General features: G+C 66.8%; 16 protein-coding genes. 7 read left to right on the forward strand and 9 right to left on the reverse strand.

Translation table 11 applies throughout. The annotated features are described in order from the left end of the window. Positions 1–23 precede the first annotated feature (23 nt). Complete coding sequence (locus CKJ82_RS03140) at positions 24–1073, forward strand: hypothetical protein (protein ID WP_133064000.1); 1050 nt, start codon at positions 24–26, stop codon at positions 1071–1073. On the opposite strand, the gene CKJ82_RS03145 is transcribed toward CKJ82_RS03140, so the two are convergent. Beyond that, positions 1070–2140: a sensor histidine kinase gene (locus CKJ82_RS03145; protein WP_095536983.1), complete on the reverse strand. Its 1071-nt coding sequence runs from the start codon at positions 2138–2140 to the stop codon at positions 1070–1072. The genes CKJ82_RS03140 and CKJ82_RS03145 overlap by 4 nt on opposite strands. Continuing rightward, positions 2137–2805, reverse strand: a complete 669-nt coding sequence (locus CKJ82_RS03150) for a response regulator transcription factor (protein WP_095536984.1) — start codon at positions 2803–2805, stop codon at positions 2137–2139. Before CKJ82_RS03150 ends, CKJ82_RS03145 begins: the two co-directional genes overlap by 4 nt. Positions 2806–2886: 81 nt before the next feature. On the opposite strand from CKJ82_RS03150, the gene CKJ82_RS03155 reads away from it, so the two are divergent. The 5 genes from CKJ82_RS03155 (at position 2887) to CKJ82_RS03175 (ending at position 9358) form a co-directional block, all read left to right on the forward strand. Then, positions 2887–3828, forward strand: coding sequence for a DUF418 domain-containing protein (locus CKJ82_RS03155; protein WP_095536985.1), 942 nt, complete (start codon positions 2887–2889; stop codon positions 3826–3828). A gap of 2 nt (positions 3829–3830) precedes the next feature. Continuing rightward, positions 3831–4730, forward strand: coding sequence for a trypsin-like serine protease (locus CKJ82_RS03160; RefSeq protein ID WP_095535097.1), 900 nt, complete (start codon positions 3831–3833; stop codon positions 4728–4730). A gap of 91 nt (positions 4731–4821) precedes the next feature. Continuing rightward, positions 4822–6225 (forward strand): amino acid permease, encoded by a 1404-nt coding sequence (locus CKJ82_RS03165; protein ID WP_095536986.1) that lies wholly within the window; start codon positions 4822–4824, stop codon positions 6223–6225. Between the two features lie 168 nt (positions 6226–6393). Continuing rightward, positions 6394–7386, forward strand: a complete 993-nt coding sequence (locus tag CKJ82_RS03170) for an L-lactate dehydrogenase (RefSeq protein WP_240510656.1) — start codon at positions 6394–6396, stop codon at positions 7384–7386. A 718-nt stretch (positions 7387–8104) separates the two neighbouring features. Next, complete coding sequence (locus CKJ82_RS03175; RefSeq protein ID WP_095536988.1) at positions 8105–9358, forward strand: ATP-binding protein; 1254 nt, start codon at positions 8105–8107, stop codon at positions 9356–9358. Positions 9359–9850: 492 nt separating this feature from the next. Here CKJ82_RS03175 and CKJ82_RS03180 read toward each other — a convergent pair whose 3' ends face one another. The 5 genes from CKJ82_RS03180 to CKJ82_RS03200 form a co-directional block, all read right to left on the reverse strand. Next, positions 9851–10987 carry an ATP-binding cassette domain-containing protein gene (locus CKJ82_RS03180; RefSeq protein WP_095536989.1) on the reverse strand — a complete coding sequence of 379 codons (1137 nt, stop codon included), beginning with the start codon at positions 10985–10987 and terminating at the stop codon, positions 9851–9853. After that, positions 10978–11658 (reverse strand): CbiQ family ECF transporter T component, encoded by a 681-nt coding sequence (locus CKJ82_RS03185; protein ID WP_240510657.1) that lies wholly within the window; start codon positions 11656–11658, stop codon positions 10978–10980. Before CKJ82_RS03185 ends, CKJ82_RS03180 begins: the two co-directional genes overlap by 10 nt. Beyond that, positions 11651–12427, reverse strand: a complete 777-nt coding sequence (locus CKJ82_RS03190) for a glycosyl transferase family 9 (RefSeq protein WP_095537063.1) — start codon at positions 12425–12427, stop codon at positions 11651–11653. The genes CKJ82_RS03185 and CKJ82_RS03190 overlap by 8 nt, the downstream gene beginning before the upstream one ends. Positions 12428–12597: 170 nt before the next feature. Continuing rightward, a complete protein-coding gene (locus CKJ82_RS03195; protein WP_095536990.1) occupies positions 12598–13593 on the reverse strand; it encodes a nucleoside hydrolase in 996 nt (331 codons plus the stop codon). Position 13594: 1 nt separating this feature from the next. After that, entirely contained in the window at positions 13595–14809 is a 1215-nt protein-coding gene (locus CKJ82_RS03200; RefSeq protein WP_095536991.1) for an MFS transporter, read from the reverse strand. Positions 14810–14926: 117 nt separating this feature from the next. Here CKJ82_RS03200 and CKJ82_RS03205 point away from each other — a divergent pair, with 117 nt between their 5' ends. After that, entirely contained in the window at positions 14927–15445 is a 519-nt protein-coding gene (locus CKJ82_RS03205; protein ID WP_240510658.1) for a hypothetical protein, read from the forward strand. Positions 15446–15455: 10 nt separating this feature from the next. Here the strand turns inward: CKJ82_RS03205 and CKJ82_RS03210 are convergent, their stop codons facing one another. Next, a complete protein-coding gene (locus CKJ82_RS03210; protein WP_095536992.1) occupies positions 15456–16241 on the reverse strand; it encodes a hypothetical protein in 786 nt (261 codons plus the stop codon). A gap of 146 nt (positions 16242–16387) precedes the next feature. Further along, entirely contained in the window at positions 16388–17959 is a 1572-nt protein-coding gene (locus tag CKJ82_RS03215; RefSeq protein WP_095275879.1) for a carboxylesterase/lipase family protein, read from the reverse strand. Positions 17960–18119: the final 160 nt, after the last annotated feature.

Here is an 18119-nt window from a genome sequence, read left to right on the forward strand (position 1 = left end):
AGGCCACAGTTACACTGAGAGCCGTGACACACTCACCGACATGCAAGGCCCTTCCCCTCTGTGCTGCGGCGGCGTTGACGTTGGCGTCGTGTAGCGCTGCGCCAGACGACGCCCCCGAGACCGAAACCACCACCACAGAAGCCACCGCATCCAGCGAGACCACCGACTCACGTCCACCCGAATCCACGACCAGCACCAAACCCACCACGACGGAGGTCCGCGAGGTCTCGTCCGAGGAGCTCGCCGGCCTCACTGAGGTCCCCGCGGACACGTTCGAGGCCACGCCGGTGACCTTCGCCGTCGGCTTCCCCGGGGTAGGAACCAAGGGCTGCATGGTCCCCACCGAGCGCATGGCGCCCAGCTACGCCCAGGGCAAGGACGAGATGTTCCAATTCAACTGCGACATCGGCATCGAAGACCCCGCAAACCCGGCGCGCGAATACGACACCCCGCCTGGATCCAGCAATCGGGCACTGTCCATGCAGTACGAGCCGACGGTCGGCTTTTACACTTTCAGCAGCCAGGAGCCGATACACAAGGACGAGTACACCAAGGATTACCCGGAGCTGCAGGTCGGGCAGAAGGTTGCGCTGAGCGGGTTTACGCTCGCCCGCCCGGCAGAAGACACCGTCGTTATCCAGCGTGGCGTGCACAGCCTCACCATTTCCAACGGCAACACCGCGGTGCACAGCCCGCCGGCGGAAAGCGTGCAGCACGGCGAGCCGAACCCGGACTTGTTCGACCTTTCCAACACCGCCGCGCCCGAGGGCACCCCCTGCAACGTGGTCAGCGCCTCGGACACCGAGACCGGCGAGACCCACCACTTCTCCCTCATCGCGCACGCCGACAACACGGACTGCACCACCACGTTTGATGTGGCCCAGCGTTTCATCACTGCCTTGCAGGCCGGCGAGGTGCAGCCGCCGACGATGGAGTGGTCCTCGCCCGACGGCTGGTCGTGCAGCATGGACTATATGCTGCCGGGCACGCACACCGACGTGCTCAACGCGGCCCCGCTGTGCCGGAACGAAGGCGGCGGCGCCTTCGTCATCGCCGGTACCGAGATGCTCTAGCGCTGTGTCGCTTCTCGACGCCACCGCTCAAGCTTCAGCCGCGCGGCCAGCCCACCGCCGGAACGCGGCTTGAGGTCGAGGTGTCCGCCGTGGGCGCGCGCGATGGCGTCGGCAAGCGAAAGCCCCAACCCGTGCGAACCCGCGACGCGCCCGGCTCCCCTCACGAACGGCTCTTTGAGCCGCTCAACCTCGCGTTCGCCCAGCTCGGGGCCACCATTATCGACGCCCACCTCAACGGCCCCATCCGTAACCCTCACCACCACCGCGGCGGTGCCCGGCGCGCCGTGCTCGACCGCGTTGGCGACGAGGTTGCCCACGGCCTGGCGCAGCAGCACCGCGTCGCCGGCAACCGTCGCCGCGGCGGGATCGACGCGCAGCGCGACGCCATACTGCGCGCACACCTCCTCGCACAGCGCGGCCACGTCCACCTGCTCGCCGCACACACTGCCGGGCTGCGCCGCCTCGGCGCGCGCGAACGCAAGCAACCGCTCGACCGTTTCCCCGGCGCGCGCGTTGACCTCGCGAATCCGGCGCAGCGCGGTGGCGCTCTGCTCCCCTTGCATGAGCGCGACGTCCGCGACCGTCTGGATCGTAGCGATCGGGGTTTTTAGCTCGTGCGAAGCGTTGGCGGCGAAGCGGCGCTGCGCGTCGAGCGAGGCTTCCAGCGAGTCCAGCATCTGATCGAACGCGTGGGCCAGGTCGCCGACGTCATCGGCAGGCCCCTCGTAGTGCATGCGCTGGCCGACCTCGCCGTCGGAGACCCGGCGCGCCACCGCGGCGAGATGGCGCACGGGCGTGAGCACGTACCCGGCGACAAACCAGCCCACCGCCCCCGCAAGCGCCGTGAGCAGGGCAAGCGCGATCAGCATGGTGACGAGCACGACGGTGATGATGTCGGCGGGGATGGGCATGGCGGCGTCGATAAGCACTCCCTCCGGCCCTGGCAGAGAGACGTGCAGCGGCACCGGTGTGAGCGCGAGGTATGCGCACACGAGGGCGGTGAGCGCCGCGCCGGCGGAAAAGACGGTGGCGACGAACACAAGGGTCAGGCGCAGGCGCAGCGTCACGGGCGCGCCTCCTCCGCGGCGTAGTATCCCGCGCCGGGCTGGGTGTGGATGATCCAGGGCTGGCCCAGCTTGCGGCGCAGGTGCGAGATGGTCACGCGCGGCGAGTTGGTAAATGGGTCGGCGAACGCGTCCCACGCCTCCTCGAGCAGCGCCTCGGCGGACAGGACCGCGCCGTCGGCGGCGAGCAGCGTCTCCAGCACCGCGAATTCCTTCGGACTCAGCGCGATCGGCGCGCCCGCGCGGGTCACGGTGCGGCGCGCGGTGTCCATGCGCACGTCCGCGCAGCGCAGCACGTCGGCCTGCGGCGGGGTGTGGCGGCGCATGAGCGCGTCCACGCGCGCGAGCAGCTCGGGCACCTCGAAGGGTTTGGTGAGGTAGTCGTCGGCGCCAAGCGCGAAGCCGCCAAGCCGCTCGTCGAGGGCGCTGGCCGCGGTGAGCATGAGCACGCGGATGTGCGGGTAGTCGGCGCGGATGCGGGCGCAGACCTCGTCGCCGTGAACGCGCGGGAGGTCCCGGTCGAGGACCACCACGTCGGCGGATTCGAGCATCTCGAGCGCCTGCGCGCCGTCGTAAGCAACCTGGGTCTGCAGGCCGTGCGCGGCGCAGGCGGCGGCGATGGCGTCGGCGAGGTAGGCTTCGTCTTCCACAACTAACACGTTGGACATGCGGGTCAGTCTAACGCCGGTGGGCGCGGGCGAAGCGCGCGTTAACGCTCTCGCAACACGGCAGTTTTTAGCGTGTGTGCCATGACGACAGCTTCCAGACTTCCCCCGCCCACGCGCATCGCGGGTCTCGACGCCGCCCGCGCCGTCGCACTCGCCGCGATGATGTGCGCGCACCTGACCGATTCGACCTCACCGTGGCTCTACGGCTTCCCGTCGGCGCTGTTCGCGGTGCTCGCTGGCGTGTCGATGCAGGTCTCGTCGCGCGCCACGGGCGGGGTGGCGCTGGCGCGTCAGCGCCACCAGGCGATGCTGCGTGGCGCGGCCCTGCTCACCCTGCACGTTGTGCTCACCCCGCTCTCGGCCTCGATCACGGTGGTTCTCGGCGCGTTCGGCGCCTGCTACCTCGCACTCGCCCCGGCGCCGCGCTGGCGCACGCGCACGCTCGCGGCCCTGTTCGCAGCCCTCACGCTCGCCTCGGCGCTGCGCCTCCCACTCGCGGTCACCGCCCCACCGTACCCACTGTTCGAGTGGGCCGCGCTCATGGTCGCCGGCCTCATCGCCGCGCGCCTGCGCCCGCGCGTGTGGCTCGCAGCGCTCGGCTTCGCGCTCGCCGTCGGCGGCGTATGGGCCCGCTCGCTTATGGGCGCCCACCTTCACCCCTTCCTCAACCCCAACGGCCACACCGGCGGCCTCATCGCCATCCTCAGCGAGGTCGGCTGCTCCCTGGGCGTCCTCACCGTCTGCCTCATCGTGTTCCGGCGCTTCTGCCCGTACCCGCTGCAGGCCCTCGGCCGGATGCCGCTGACGGTGTACTGCCTGCACGTGACCACTGCGGACCTTGTGCCGTCCGGCGCGGCATCCGCGGCCGTGAGCATCGCCGCCGCGTGCGCGCTTGCGTCGGTGTGGCTGCTGCGCTTCCCGCGCGGCCCGCTCGAAGAAGCCCTGCGCGCGTTCACCCGGTCGCTCTCGCGCCAGGACCTACCCCCGCGACCACTTCCCACCACACTTACCAAAGGAGCATAACCATGCGAATCTCCACCTCCACGATCCCCGCCGCCGCTGCGCTCGTCACAGCGCTCACGGTGCTGGCCGCCACGCCCGCCGGGGCGCTCGAATCCGACACCTTCGCCGCCGATTCCCCCGACACCGCGTCCGAGGGCGCGAGCGTCGTTTCCGTGCGCACCGCCAACGACGACCCTGCCGACGGCGTGTGCACTGGCACCGCAGTCGCGCCGCACTGGGTGGTCACCGCCCGCCACTGCATGGACCACCTGCCCACCGCCGGCGGGTCGGTGCGGACCGGCGAGGGCAACGCGCAGCGGACGGTGGCCGTGGATCGGTGGCTCACCGCGCCCCAGGGCGACATCGCGCTGCTGCACACCGCCGATGACCTCGGCCTGGACCGCTACGCCACTGTGGACACCGAGGTCCCCGGCCCCAACACCGCCGCGCGCGTCTACGGCTGGTCTTCCGACGGCTCGGGCGCCACGACCCGCTTGCCTGTGACCGACGCGACCGTCGAGGGCGCAAGCCCCATGGCGCTTTTCGACGCCCACCAAGCCCTCACCATCGCACTCGCCCAAGGAGCCGGCATCCAGGGCGGCGACTCCGGCGGCCCCGTCTTCCGCGACGGCAAGCTCACCGGCGTGCTCAGCGCCGGACTGTTCGTGAACCCGGACGACCCGGAGGAAATCGCCATGGACACCAACGCGGCCGCCTCCGCCGCCCCGCTCGGCGACGCCGCCGCATGGATCAACGACACAATCGCCGACGACCTGAGCGATGCGGACGCCGCGGCGGACCCCGGCGCCGGCGAGGCGAACGCGACACCGTACCTCATCGCCATCGCGGTGCTGCTCGCCGTGGCGGCCGGTGCGTCGGTGGTTGCGCGGCGGAGGGGGCACGGGGGCGTCGATAAGCAATAGGCCGAACCCCACATTTGGCGAGGCTCACTGTGGCAATATGCTGTAAAAGCCCATTGTTTCGGACAATTTTATGGAAGGTGGCTCAGCGCCGATGTCCACGAGCTCCCCAACACCTGCGAAGCCCGCACGCAAAGCTCGAGGCCTCAGCCACCGACACATCCACTTCATCGCGCTCGGCTCCGCCATCGGCACCGGCTTGTTCTACGGCTCGGCCGGCGCGATCCAGGCCGCTGGGCCGTCCGTCCTGCTGGTGTACCTGCTCGGCGGCGCGGTGGTGTACTTCATGCTCCGCGCGCTCGGCGAGATGAGCGTGCGCCACCCCGTCCGCGGCTCCTTCGCCGTGTACGCGCGAGAGCACCTCGGCGGGCTGGGCGGCTACATCACCGGCTGGATGTTCGCCTTCGAGATGATCATCGTGTGCCTGGCGGACCTCACCGCCATCGGCATCTACATGAAGTTCTGGTTCCCCGGCACGCCCGCCTGGGTGTGGATCACCGCGACCCTGTTGGTCATCGGCGCCGCCAACCTGGCCAGCGTGCGGTGGTTCGGCGAGCTGGAGTTCGCGTTCACGCTGATCAAGGTCGTCGCTGTGGTGGCCATGATCGTCGGCGGCGCGGCCGTCCTCGCCTTCGGGCTGGGCACGCACCCCGAAACCACGGGGCTGGCCAACCTGTGGAACGACGGCGGGTTCTTCCCCAACGGCCCAGAGGGCATGATCGCGGCGTTCATCCTCGTGCTCTTCGCGTTCGGCGGCACCGAAATCATTGGTGTGGCCGGCACCGAGGCCGACGACCCGGACCGCTCCATCCCCAAGGCCGTGAACACGGTGCCGGTGCGCATCCTCCTGTTCTACGTGCTGGCTATCCTCATCATCCTCATGCTCAACCCGTGGCGCAGCATTACCGGCGACGAGTCCCCGTTCGTGCAGATCTTCTCCACCCTCGGTGTGAACTGGGCGGCGGGCCTGCTCAACCTGGTGGTCATCACCGCGGCGCTTTCCGCCATCAACGCGGACCTCTTCGGCACCGGCCGTGTGCTCACGGGCCTGGCACGCGAGGGACTCGCGCCCCGCGTGATGGCGCGCACGGTTCGCGACATCCCCGTCATGACCACCGTGACCCTGCTCATCGTCCTGGTCGTGGGCGTTGTCCTCAACGCGCAGTTCCCCAACGTCTTCGAGACGATCGCCGCGCTCGCCACCTTCGCCACCGTCTTCGTCTGGCTGATGATCCTCATCGCCCACCTCGCCTCGCGCCGCCGCATGACGGCCGCCGAGCAGCGCGCGCTGCACTTCCCGGTCCCGTTCTGGCCTTACGGCCAGTGGTTCGCCGTGGCGTTCATCCTGTTCACGTTCGGCATCATGGTGTGGCTGCCGCAGTACCACGTCGCCCTCGCCGCCGGCGTCGTCTTCCTCATCGTCATGACGGGCATGTACTTCGTCACCGGCCGCCCGAAGGCGATCGCTGCGGCGCACACAGAGGAAGACTTCAAGTAGGGCTGGCTTATCGACGCCACCGTGCCCGCTTTCGCCCGAATACGTCCGACTTTACGGGAAATTCCGTTGTTTTCTGACCGGCTCCGCGGCACCGGCCCCAACGTTGTGCAATGATGGATGCCGGAAACAACGTCTACCGGTCACGGTATCGGAAAGAGGAGAACCACAGTGAGCATCACGAACCCGTCCACCCCGAAGAACAACATCACCCCCGGCAACAAGGTCGTGCTCATCGGCGCCGGCGCCGTAGGTGTCGCCTACGCCTACGCCCTGATCAACCAGGGCCTGTGTGACCAGCTCGCCATCATCGACCTCGCTGAGGAAAAGACTCGCGGCGAGGTCGAGGACCTGAACCACGCTGTCCCCTACTCCGGCCACAACACCAAGGTCACCTTCGGCACCTACGAGGACTGCCGCGACGCGGCACTGGTGGTCAACTGCGCGGGCGTCGCTCAGCGCGAAGGCGAAACCCGCCTGGACCTGGTGGGCCGCAACGTGAAGATCTTCGAGTCCATTAACAAGGAGGTCATGGCAAACGGCTTCAACGGCATCTACCTGGTCGCCACCAACCCGGTCGACATTCTGACCTACGCCACCCAGAAGCAGACCGGCCTGCCCGCCTCCCAGGTGCTCGGCTCCGGCACCGTCCTGGACACCGCCCGCTGGCGCTACAACCTGTCCCAGAAGTACAACGTGTCTGCATCGTCGGTGCACTCCTACATCATCGGCGAGCACGGCGACACCGAGCTCCCGGTCATCTCCACCGGCTCCATCGCAGGTATCGCGCTGCGCAACCGCCTCGCCGAGGAAGCCGAGAGCAACCCGGACGTGTACAAGGAGGTCGACGAGATGTTCGTAGCAACTCGCGACGCCGCGTACCACATCATCCAGGCAAAGGGCTCGACCGACTTTGGCATCGGCAGCTGCCTCGCCCGCATCACCCGCGCCATCTTCGCCAACGAGGACGTCGTCCTGCCGATCTCGGCCAAGCTGGACGGCCAGTACGGCCACAACGACATCTACATCGGCACCCCGGCCGTGGTGAACCGCAACGGTGTGCGCGAGGCCGTCGAACTCCGCCTCAACGATGAGGAGAAGGAGAAGTTCGACCACTCCGCAACCACCCTGCGCAAGGTCATGGAGGACGCTGGCCTGGTCTAAGCCAGCGCTCACGCTCGACTCGTAAAAAGGCACCGCAGTTCAGTTCTGCGGTGCCTTTCCCATGCGAGCATGCGTGTAGGCGCCAGGATTACTGGCGCTTGACGCGTTCCCACAGGATATTCCAGTAAATGGCGGTGTCCGCCGGCCCGGCCCTGTGGTTATTGGCCGGTACCGGAATCCGGCGGGCCTGCGGTCGCCACCCCAGGATCATCGGACGGGCCGCCTTTATCTGGTAGTGGGTACAGCCTGCGGTACGCCGCCCGCGCCTGATGGTCCACCCCCGTCGCCGTCACATTGCCAAGCGGGGAGACATACACAACCCCCGTGACCACGCTCGGTATGCCCACGAGTCCCACGCGCAGCCTGCGAATTGTGATACTGACACGACCACCCAAGATTATGCGGCACAGTCTCCCCACCATGGCGATGCTCGATCATATGATGCGCATCGCACCGCGCGACAGGCTGCGTCCACCCCGAACCCGATTACTCGGTATGCACTAAGCACTGGGTGAACGCTCGTAGGCTTCGTACCCTACACGCACCCCAATACGACCGTCCGTCCACAGCCCGCATATTCATGTAACACGTAGCAGAGGAGCGAAGCCTCCCATCATCCACAAATTGCAAAAGCGGGTATAAAACCGTTGCAGGATCGGGTATAAAACTGTTGCAAAAGCGGGTATAAAATCGTTGCATAATTGGGTACAATGCCGGTGTGCAGTACTTTTCCCGCTTTGCAGATCAGGTTTTGGAGGACTCACTCCAGTTCATGGGAGGTGTCCTCCTTGAAGGGCCACGCGCTTGCGGGAAGACCTCTACTGCCCTCCAAAAGGCTGCAAGTTCTGTACGCCTCGACCGATCCCCCGAGCTGATCACGCTCGCAGAATTGAACCCCGCAATTTTACTCAACGGCCCAACGCCTCGCCTCATTGATGAGTGGCAACTCGCGCCTTCCATATGGAACACGATCCGCCATGAGATTGACGATCGCCAAGGACGCGGGGAGTTCATCCTTTCAGGGTCAGCGGCACCAGCCGATGACACCACGCGCCACTCAGGTGCGGGACGCTTTGCAAGATTGAGGATGCGTCCAATGTCGCTCGCGGAAAGTGGGGCGTCGACAAACCAGGTAAGCCTCGCAGAGCTACAACCGGGCGTTGGTGTGAGCGGAGTTTCCAAGCTCACCTATAAGGGCATGGCCGAACAAGCTGTACGTGGCGGATGGCCAGGCCTACTCGGCGCCAACACCCAGCAGGCGGTCATGTTTAATCGCTCGTACCTGGACAATGTCTTCGACGTGGAAGTACCAGAAAGCGTTGGCACACGTCACAACCAGCTAAACATTCGTCGGACTTTGGAATCCATCGCTCGGAACATTTCTGGCGAAGCAACGTTGAAAACACTCGCTGCAGACGTGTCTTCCGATGCCACAACAGTCGATCCGAAAACGGTCTCCACTTACCTCCAGGCACTTACCAGAATATTCATCCTCGACGAATTGCAGCCTTGGAGCGTCGCGCTCCGATCCAAATCACGGCTGCGCACCTCACCGAAGCTCCACCTCGCTGACCCCAGCCTGGCTTGCGCCGCCTTAGGTATCGGCGTTGACCGTCTCGCGAAAGACCCAGAGTTTTTCGGCCAGATCTTCGAGTCCATGGTCATCCGAGACCTGCGTGCTGCATCCGCCCTCCAGCACGGTCACGTCTACCACTACCGCGACAACACGGGCCTTGAAGTTGACGCCATCATCGAATACCCCGAGGACGGAAAATGGGGTGCCTGCGAAGTCAAACTCGGGGCGTCGCAGATCCCACAAGCCGAAGCAAACCTCATCAAACTCCGTGACGAACGTGTCGACACCAACAGGGTCGGGTCGCCTGCATACTTAGCCATTATCACCGCTACGGAGTATGCATACACGCTTCCTAGCGGAGTACACGTGATTCCTTTGGGCACCCTCACCGCTTAGCGGTCACAGAAACGAGTCAAACCATTCTCCCGGAATTGCAAAAGCATGTATAAACTCCGTGCACTGCAGGTTTACGCAACACCAGGAACGCATCCATCGCCCTGCTGCGCGCCTAAACCAGCGGCGCGGACCCCGAAGTTTCAAACTGTAGTACGCGGAATGTAATAATCCTCGAAATGATGAGCGAAGACGCCGGGCGAGCGGGTTTTTCAAAAGCCCAGGTCGCGCAGAGCCCCACACCAGGTACTGCGCCTTCAGGCGCCTATCACCGTGTCATCCAACCACATCATTTTTCGCCGCATCAAATACGCCTGCACATCCGCAGCCGGCCCAGGCAACCGCACGGTGGCATACCCATCCCATGATGAGTCACCCCCACGCGCGGGGTGCTCGGCTCGGTCGCCGGCAACTGAACACGCTCGGGTCCTGCTGCTGCGAGAACGAACTCGAAACCGCAGCGGTCAACCCAAAAAGCGCATCCAAAACACACGTCTAATAAGACTTATGCCCTTGTGCCTTGAGCACGACCGGTTCCACCTCCGCGTAGGCTGCGACCTCGTCGACAAAGCTCTCGTCGTGGCAGGTCAGGATCACTGCTTGCCCGGTGCGCAAGCCCTCGGCGATTACCGCATGCGCCTGGGTGCGGCCGGTGGCGTCGAGTGAGGTATCGGGTTCGTCGATAAGCACAAGCTCCCGGCCTTGGGCGAAAACTTGACGCAATTGGGCGACCCGTAGCTGCGCCTGCGGAAGGTCGAGCGGATGCGTTGCATCGCTGCCGCCGGCGAACTCCGCGAGGGTGGTCTCCACAACCTGGTCAGCCACGCGCTGCAGCGCGAGTGAGACGCCGACCGGTTGAGGCGGATTGCCGTCGAGGCCAGCAAGCGCGCGCAACAGTGTTGTCTTGCCCGACCCATTGTGCCCGCGGAGCCACAGCACCCCGCCCTTGCGCGGGGCAAGCTCGACCGGACCGACCTGGAACTGCTCGCCGCGTTTCTCACGAAAATGCCACCACTTGCGCTGCGGTGCCTGGCGGCCCGCGGTTACGGCACCGAGGTCGATTCGGTCAGGCTGCGGCTCGACGGGACTGGGAAGCGAAACTGGGGTGAGGTGCGGATTCGGGGTGAGTGTGGCGTCGATAATGCCGAGCTGCGCGCCACCAATCTCGCGTGGTTGATAGCCAAGCACCAGCGCGCGGGAGGAGGCGACGAGCTGCTCAATCAAGCGCGCGGATTCCGTATCAAGGCCCGCGAACGGGCAATCCAGCACGAGCAGCTCCGGCTCGAGCACCGCGACGCACGCGATCGCGAGGCGGCGCGTCTCGCCACCAGACAACGTCGCCGGATGGCGCTCCGCCAAATGCGCAAGTCCCGTGCGCGCAAGAATGCGCTCGCAGCGCGCCTGCATCTCCGCGCGCTCGACGCCGCGCTGCTCCAGGCCGATCGCCACCTCCTCGATCACCGTCTCGCGCAGGTACGTCACGTGCGCCGCAGCGTCCTGGCCCACGACACCGACGTTCGGCCACTCCTCGTGGAGCTGGTTTGCCAGCTGCGACATCCCGGAGCCGGACGCGCCGACGACCTGCACGCGGTCGTGCGTGCTCAGCGCGCGCTGCAGCAGCGTCAGATCCATACGACCACCGCCACGCACGCGATCGGGGCGACGATCCGCAGCGCCTTCTGCGCCGCGGAGTCCGGCACCGGCCGTAGCACCGTGCGCTTCCCCTGCAAGTCATAGCCGGCGGTTTCCAACGCCGCACCACGGCTCGCGCCCTGGCTGAGCAGCGCGGTGAGCACCGGCATGATCAGGCGCGTCACCACGTTTCGCGCGTGCACCGGCGCGCGCTTGAGCGCCTGCGCGTCGCGCACCACCTTCACCTGCGCGCTGCCGTGCGGGACGAGCTGCAGCGTCGCGCCCGCGATGTACGCCAGCTTGTTTCCGCCGGGCAGCACCTGCAGCGCCTTGACCAGCTCGGGGATGCGGACGTACGCGACGGCGGCGAGCATGCACGCCATCAACGCGCAGAATCGCGCCGCCAGCGCTGCGCCCACCGCCAGGCCGTCCGCAGTGAGCAGTGGGGCGATGCGCTCGCTGCCGTACGGCGCGTGGATGAGCAGCATGGACAGCCCGACGGGCACGGCGAGCGCCACCGTCGTCGCCGGCACCGAGGCGTTGCGCGTGCGCCACACCCCGAGCACGCACGCGACAGCCATCATGGCCAGCGACACCACGGGCGAATTCAGTCCGAGGACCAGGATCCACCCGCACGCCCCCGCCGCCAGCGCCGTGAGAGGATTAATCACGCTGCGCGGAGTGCGCTTTTCGACGCGGCGCGAACGCCTGAACTGTCTTCCGCGGCAACGCCCGCACCGTCACGTAGGCGATCGCGAGGACGATCACCTTGTCCAGCGGGTCCGAGAGGAATGCCTGCGTGGTCACCGACGCGATGAGCGATCCGCCCATCTCGCGGAAGAGCGACACGAGCGCACCGGTGCCTACGCCCGCGGTGCCACCGAACACGAACGCGGCCACCGGCGCGGCGACGGCGCCGCCGACCAGGCCCAGCAGCATGCCGTAGCCAACCACCGTGAATATCGAGTGCAGCGCGTGCAGCCGGTGGATGAACACGCCCGCGAGGTACCCGACGAGCGCGGAACCCGCCGCGAACGGGAGCGCCACCGGGTTGAGCAGCCCCCAGACGACGTTGTTGAGCGCGCCGGTGGTCAGGCCGGCGATCGGCCCAGCGAGCGCGGCAACGAGCACGGTGCCGATCGTGTCCAGGTAGAGCGGCAGCCCGATCGAGCCGACGATCTGCCCCACGACGGAGTTGATGAGGATGGCCAGCGGGATCAGGCCCAGCGTGCGCGCCGGAAGCATGGGCAGCGTCGCCGCGAGCAGCAGGACGGTGCCCAGCCCGTAACCGCACAGGGTGATGATCGCTTCGGTGGATCCGCCGACGCTGTCCCAGCTGCTCGGGCGGACCAGCACAAGATACGCCCAGGTTGCGGCGATGCACAGGGCGCCGGCGATGACGAGGAGGCGCTGTGGCAGGGTCCAGTCTCCAAGCGCCATGTCGGTCGGGGGCTTCACCGGCCCTTTGGGCGGAAACGGCAGGCGGTCATCGGTATCGTGCGACATGGGGGTTCTCCAGGGGTAATACGCGGAAAAGGGGAAACTAGTCCTGTGGTCGACAGGGTTTCGCCTATGTCACCTCGGCGAAGCAGACGGCGAAAGTGTACCAGCTATTCCTCCGCCTTGAGGTGATACCCCGCCTTGAGCTGCTCATCTCCTGCGGTGAATCGTGCGTGGAGGGAGAACGCGGCGTCGACAAGCGCCCAAGCGCTGGGAATGTCCGCCGAGGTGACCACGCGCGCGTTGGGCTCGCGCTCCCACATGCCGCGCAGGTCGGCGGCGACGGTGCCGCGCATGAGCTCGCTTGCGGCTTCGACGTCAATGGTGGCCTCGGCGACGGCGGTGTCGACGCGACCAAGCGCGATGAGGACGGTGAGCAGGTCGTGGAGCTGGGCGCGGTAGCCTTCGCCGACGTCCTCGTGGAACTCGAAGTAGAAGCGCGTGATTTCCGGCAGCGCGGACGCGATCGGGGTCTCCCCCAGCGCCGCGACGAGCTGTTCCAGGCGCGGCGGGTCCAGGAGCATCTGCTCGGTCACGCCCAGCGAGCACAGCGTGATGGGCACCGGCGTGCGCGCGAAAACCTCCTGCGCCGCGTGCGGGTCGACCCAGAAGTTCCACTCGGCGGTCGGAGTGGTGTTCCCGGGATAGTTCACACTGCCGCCCATCACCGTGATGTGACGCAGCTGCGCGAAGTGGCGCGGGTGGCGGCGCGCAAACACGGCGAGGTTGGTCATGGGGCCGGTGACGATGAGGTGGAGGTCCTCGGTGCCGCGCTCGATGGCGTCGCACCAGAGCATGTCCCAATCTGTCGCCACGTGGCGCGCGGGCGCGTGCGCGTAGCCCAAGCCCGTCTCGCCGTGGGTTTCCGGGGTGGTGGTCAGCGCAAGCTCGAGTGGCTGCGGCTCGCCTGCGGCCACGGGGATCGCTGGCAGGTTGCACTGCGCAAGCACCCACGCGGCATTCTGCGCGCATTGCTCGGCCTCAACGTTGCCCGCGGTCGTGGTCACGCAGTCCAGCTCCAGCTCGCCGGCGTGGTGCGCGGCGGTGAGGTAGGTCAGCGCGAACGTGTCGTCGATGCCGGGGTCGCAGTCCAGCAGCACTCTCATCCTAAGTCTCCTTCGTCTCAGTTCCGCGCGTGAGCCAGACGCCTATCGACGCCACCGCAATCCCCGCGCAGGCCACAAACGCTACGCCAAACCCAAAGGCCTGGGCGAGCAGCCCCACCACAATCGGCGCGAAGATCTGGCCCGCGTCCTGCGCCATCTGGAACGTGGAGAGCACCTTGCCGCCGGAGCGGTGATTCCCAATGATGTCCGCGAGCGACGCCTGCTGCGCCGGGCCGATCAACCCGCTGCCCACGCCCGCAAGCGCGGACAGGACGAGCAGCGGCACGACGCCGGTGGCCAGCCCCATCGAGCCGGTAAACACGGCGGTAGTGATCAGGCCCGCAATAATGAGTGGCTTGCGCCCGTGTTCGTCCGCGAGCCTGCCGGAGAACTGCAGCGTAACCGCGGTGCCGAACGCAAACGCGGTGAGCGCAAAGCCGGCAGCGGCGCCGCCGTGAGTAAACACGGCAGCGGCGAACAGCGGCAGGATGGACACGCGGGTTCCAAAGTTGACCCAGCCGTGCGCAAATGCCGAGGACAGCAGGCTCTGGTAGGTGGGCATGCGCAACGCGCTGGACAGCTGCATCGGCGGCAGCGGCGGCGGCAACTGCGCCCTCCCCTGCGGGTTGTGCGTAGCCGCCCACACGAACAGCGCGGCAACGCCCACCATCAGCCCGTACACGGCAAACGGGATGCGGAAGCCCAGGAACGACAGGGCCGCGCCGATGATGGGGCCGATAATGTTGCCCAGCAGGAACGCTGACGAATAGATCGCGTTGGCGCGGCCGCGTATCGAGGGGTGCGTCACCCGCACAATGAGCGCCTGCGCCGACAACGTAAACATGGTTGAGCCGAACCCCGCGATGAAGCGCAGCACAAAGATCTGCCAGTACGCGGTGGCAAACGCCACGAAAAACGTCGCAGCCGCCACCACGCTCACGCCGGTGATGTAGACGGGCCGCGAGCCGAGCTTGTCCACGAGCATGCCCGCACCGGGCGCGCCGATGAGCCTCGCAGCGGCAAACACGGAGACGACCGCGCCGGCCGCGGCCATGGACACGCCGAAGCTCGCGGTGAACTGCGGCAGGATCGGGGCGATAAATCCGTACCCGAGAGCAATGAGGAAGGCCGCCCCCACGAGCACCCAGATGGTGCGCGGGATGGCCGGCCGTGGCGGTGTGTGCGGCTGCTGCTGAGGTTCGGGCGTAGGGGTCATCGGGAAACAGCCTAAACCCACGCGCCAAGCGAGCAAACTGCAAGAACAACCACACGTTCGCCACTGTGTTCTAATTTGTGCGGTGCCGTGTTCACCTCTCCTCTTAGAGTGCCAGGCATGTTGAACTTCACAAGCAAAACGCACACCGCCCCCGCCCAGCCTTCCGACTACTGCGCCCCGCTGCCCACTGAGTACGCCGCGCACATCCGCGAGCGCGAACCGGACACGCTCCAGCAGCTCACGGCGATGATCCACCACCCGCGCTCGCTCGCGCGGCCCACTGCGCGGTGGCGCCCGCCGACAAAACGGCTCCCCCGCCTCGGTCACACCACCGAACTCACCATCGCCATCTCGCGGCGCCGCGTCGGCCCACGCGCGCAGGCAAGAGTCCGCGGGTACGGCGAGGACCGAGTGCCCGCGTTTCTCATCGAGGTCCGCGTCACCGACCCCTCCGGACTCCCCACGGACCGCCGCGTCGCCGAAGGGTGGGTGCGCGCGCTTTTGCCTATCGACGCCGCGGGCGCCGTCCACGAGCTTCCGTCACCCCGCGCGGCCAGCTACGTCTGGCTCACCGACGGCGACTTCGTCCCGGTACTGTCACCGTCCTCCATGTTTGAGGGTCTCGCGGCGGCGTAGCCCGCCCGGGCTAGTCCTCGTCGTCTCCGTCGTCCTCGTCGTCTTCATCATCTTCGACGTCGTCGTGGCCGAAGATGTCGTAGATGTCGGGCTCGTCCTCGTCGTCTTCCAGCGGGAGGAGCTGGCCTTCCCACTCCTCCGCCTGGTCAGCGGCAAGCGACAGGACGTCGAAGAGCCGGTCGAAGTCGGTGAACGTGCCGAGGCTGAGCATTTCCGCCTCGGACACCGCTTCGCTGTGGATGGTCTCGAACAGGCGCAGTCGATCCTCCTCGGTCAGCTCTGCGTCGCCGTCGGACTCCCAGAGTTCGCCGATCGCGTCGTCCATGAGGTCGTCGTAGTTGTCCGACAGCGCGATGAACTCGACCGTCGCGGTGGCGGTCCCCTGCACCACCTCGACCTGGACCTGCAGCTCGGCGCTTTCGCCGACCTCGGCGCGCACCAGCTGGCTGTTGACGCGATCCGGGAAGAACTCCAGGTCCTCGATGCGCTCGTCCGTAGCTTCGAGGAGGTCGCGCAGCACGGTAATCACCTGGTCGGTGGCCATATGCTCTGCCACGGTCTCCACGGCGCTTTCCACGGAGAAGACGACGGCGACGAGCGCGGCCTCAAATTCATCATCGTCCTCGTCCACGTCCGCGGCGGCGATGTACACATTGGCGGCGGGCAGGAGCGGGTCGATTTCTACAAACTGGATTTCCACCTCGGACGTGATGGGCACGAACATGGTGTCGTCGTGTACCCGGGATTCAATCCCTTCACGGTCAAGGCTGGCTGCAATGTCCTCGAAAAAGCTCATGGCGGCGGTTTCCTTCCACTCTCCAGTCCAGGCCTGCCCCAGCCTAGCCAGGAATTCGCCGCGCCGTCGGCCGACGCGCACAAAGCACGGGTGCACGCGCGGTGGAAATTGCTGGGAGGTGTGTAGAGGGGGTGGCGGTGGCGTCGCTAAGCGTTGCCCTCGTCGGCGATGGAATCGGTGAGCGTTTCCACCAGGTCCTGCCTGTGCATGCCCCATTCGCGCATGTCAAAGCCCTCCCACGCGCGGCGCTGCGCCGCCTTGGGGTCGTACTCCACGGAGGACTTCGCCGCGAAGATCGCGGTCGCGCGGCCGGGCTCCGTGTCGCTGCGGAAACCGTAGACCGGCCACTTCTCGCCCGGATGCGCGTTGTGGAAGAAGGAGCCCCAGTGGAACTGCATGGCGGCGCTGACCTCGTCGAATTCCTCGCGCGGCTGGAACGGGTCGAACTTGGAAGCGCGGGTTGCCTTCGCATCGCCGAACACCGCCGCCAGGTCCGAGGTGTGCATGGCGCCGAGCCCGATCCGGCGCATCGTGGTCGACGCGTAGTCAAAGCGGTACATCCAGGTCGGGGCCGTGCGACGATGCTCGGTTGCCAGCATCACCGACGGCGCCCAGAAGACCGCGTCCGCGATGAGGGCGGCAAACTTCCGGCGATCGTCCACAAAATCGTACGTCTCCAGCACCGCCTCGGCGTTGTCGGGGTCGTAGACGCTCAGCGCCCGGCGCGCCGCCCGCAGGCGCGACTTGTTCGTCTGGTACAGCGCCTTGGCAAAACTGGCCTCATCCGCGTTCGTGCCGATGATCAGCGGGACCGGCGCCTGGGCACCGGATTGGAACACGTCGATCGGGTGCGCGGGAAGCGTGTGCGTATCCACGGTGGGCATGAAGCTGGTGTTGAACTGGACGAGCTCTTTGCGGTTGAGCAGCATCGATTGCCCGACCCGCACCAGTGCCTCGGCGTCAGCCTCGCGCAGCGCCTCCAACGTGGTCTGGCTGGGCAAGCCCATATCCTTGATCAGCTTGCGCACCCACATCGCCGCCTGCACGCGGGAGTGCACGCTGGCAACGGGCGGCGACTGCGCAATCGCGCGGTGGAACAGCCCCCGCGCAGCCGGGGCGCACATCAGGTGGATCACCGCCGCGCCACCCGCGGACTCGCCCATGATGGTGACGCGGCCGGGGTCGCCGCCGAACCCGGCCGCGTTGTCGTGGACCCAGCGCAGGGCGAGGATCTGGTCCAAGAGCGCCGGGTTGGCCACGCAGTCCTCGCCGAGCGTGCGGTAGTCCAAGTACCCGAACACGCCCAGGCGAAAGTTGACCGAGATGTAGACGATGTCCGTCGTCTTCGTCAGGTAGTGCCCCTGGAGAACCTTCTCGTGGCTCGACCCCGTGACAAAGGTTCCGCCGTGGAAGTACACCACCACTGGCAACTCCTCGTCGTTGTCGGGGCGCACGATGTCCAACGTGAGGCAGTCCTCCGTGCCGATGACGTTGTCCGTCCAGCCGAAGAACCCCTGCATGGCCGGGGGCGAAAAGGCGCTCGCGTCGCGCACCCCGGTCCACGGCTCAACCGGGCGGGGCGCACGGAATCGCCCCGCGCCCTCGGTGGTCGCGCCGTACGGCACGCCGCGCCAGGTGCGGACCCCCGTGTCCGGGTCGACAATTCCGCGCACGCGACCGGCACTTGTGGTCACCACCGGTTGATCAGCGCTCGACATAGCCCCCACCCTAGACGCGAACGCGGTCGCGCACAGCGACGCTCAACGGCGCCGGGAATGGAAACCGCACGCGCAACGCTATACCGTGCGGAACTCGGTCCGACCGCCCAGGTGAGCACGAGCAATCACCGAGCGTTCGGCCGAAACGTGCACAATAGGT

Source organism: Corynebacterium gottingense (genome assembly GCF_002285125.1).
In the GTDB taxonomy this organism is placed as follows: Bacteria; Actinomycetota; Actinomycetes; order Mycobacteriales; family Mycobacteriaceae; genus Corynebacterium; species Corynebacterium gottingense.

Excerpts from the sequence above, each read along its gene's own strand:
- CKJ82_RS03150 (WP_095536984.1), bottom strand. The coding sequence starts at position 2,805 with ATGTCCAACGTGTTAGTTGTGGAAGACGAAGCCTACCTCGCCGACGCC.
- CKJ82_RS03155 (WP_095536985.1), top strand. The coding sequence starts at position 2,887 with ATGACGACAGCTTCCAGACTTCCCCCGCCCACGCGCATCGCGGGTCTC.
- CKJ82_RS03160 (WP_095535097.1), top strand. The coding sequence starts at position 3,831 with ATGCGAATCTCCACCTCCACGATCCCCGCCGCCGCTGCGCTCGTCACA.
- CKJ82_RS03165 (WP_095536986.1), top strand. The coding sequence starts at position 4,822 with ATGTCCACGAGCTCCCCAACACCTGCGAAGCCCGCACGCAAAGCTCGA.
- CKJ82_RS03180 (WP_095536989.1), bottom strand. The coding sequence starts at position 10,987 with ATGGATCTGACGCTGCTGCAGCGCGCGCTGAGCACGCACGACCGCGTG.
- CKJ82_RS03190 (WP_095537063.1), bottom strand. The coding sequence starts at position 12,427 with ATGGCGCTTGGAGACTGGACCCTGCCACAGCGCCTCCTCGTCATCGCC.
- CKJ82_RS03195 (WP_095536990.1), bottom strand. The coding sequence starts at position 13,593 with ATGAGAGTGCTGCTGGACTGCGACCCCGGCATCGACGACACGTTCGCG.
- CKJ82_RS03200 (WP_095536991.1), bottom strand. The coding sequence starts at position 14,809 with ATGACCCCTACGCCCGAACCTCAGCAGCAGCCGCACACACCGCCACGG.
- CKJ82_RS03205 (WP_240510658.1), top strand. The coding sequence starts at position 14,927 with ATGTTGAACTTCACAAGCAAAACGCACACCGCCCCCGCCCAGCCTTCC.
- CKJ82_RS03210 (WP_095536992.1), bottom strand. The coding sequence starts at position 16,241 with ATGAGCTTTTTCGAGGACATTGCAGCCAGCCTTGACCGTGAAGGGATT.
- CKJ82_RS03215 (WP_095275879.1), bottom strand. The coding sequence starts at position 17,959 with ATGTCGAGCGCTGATCAACCGGTGGTGACCACAAGTGCCGGTCGCGTG.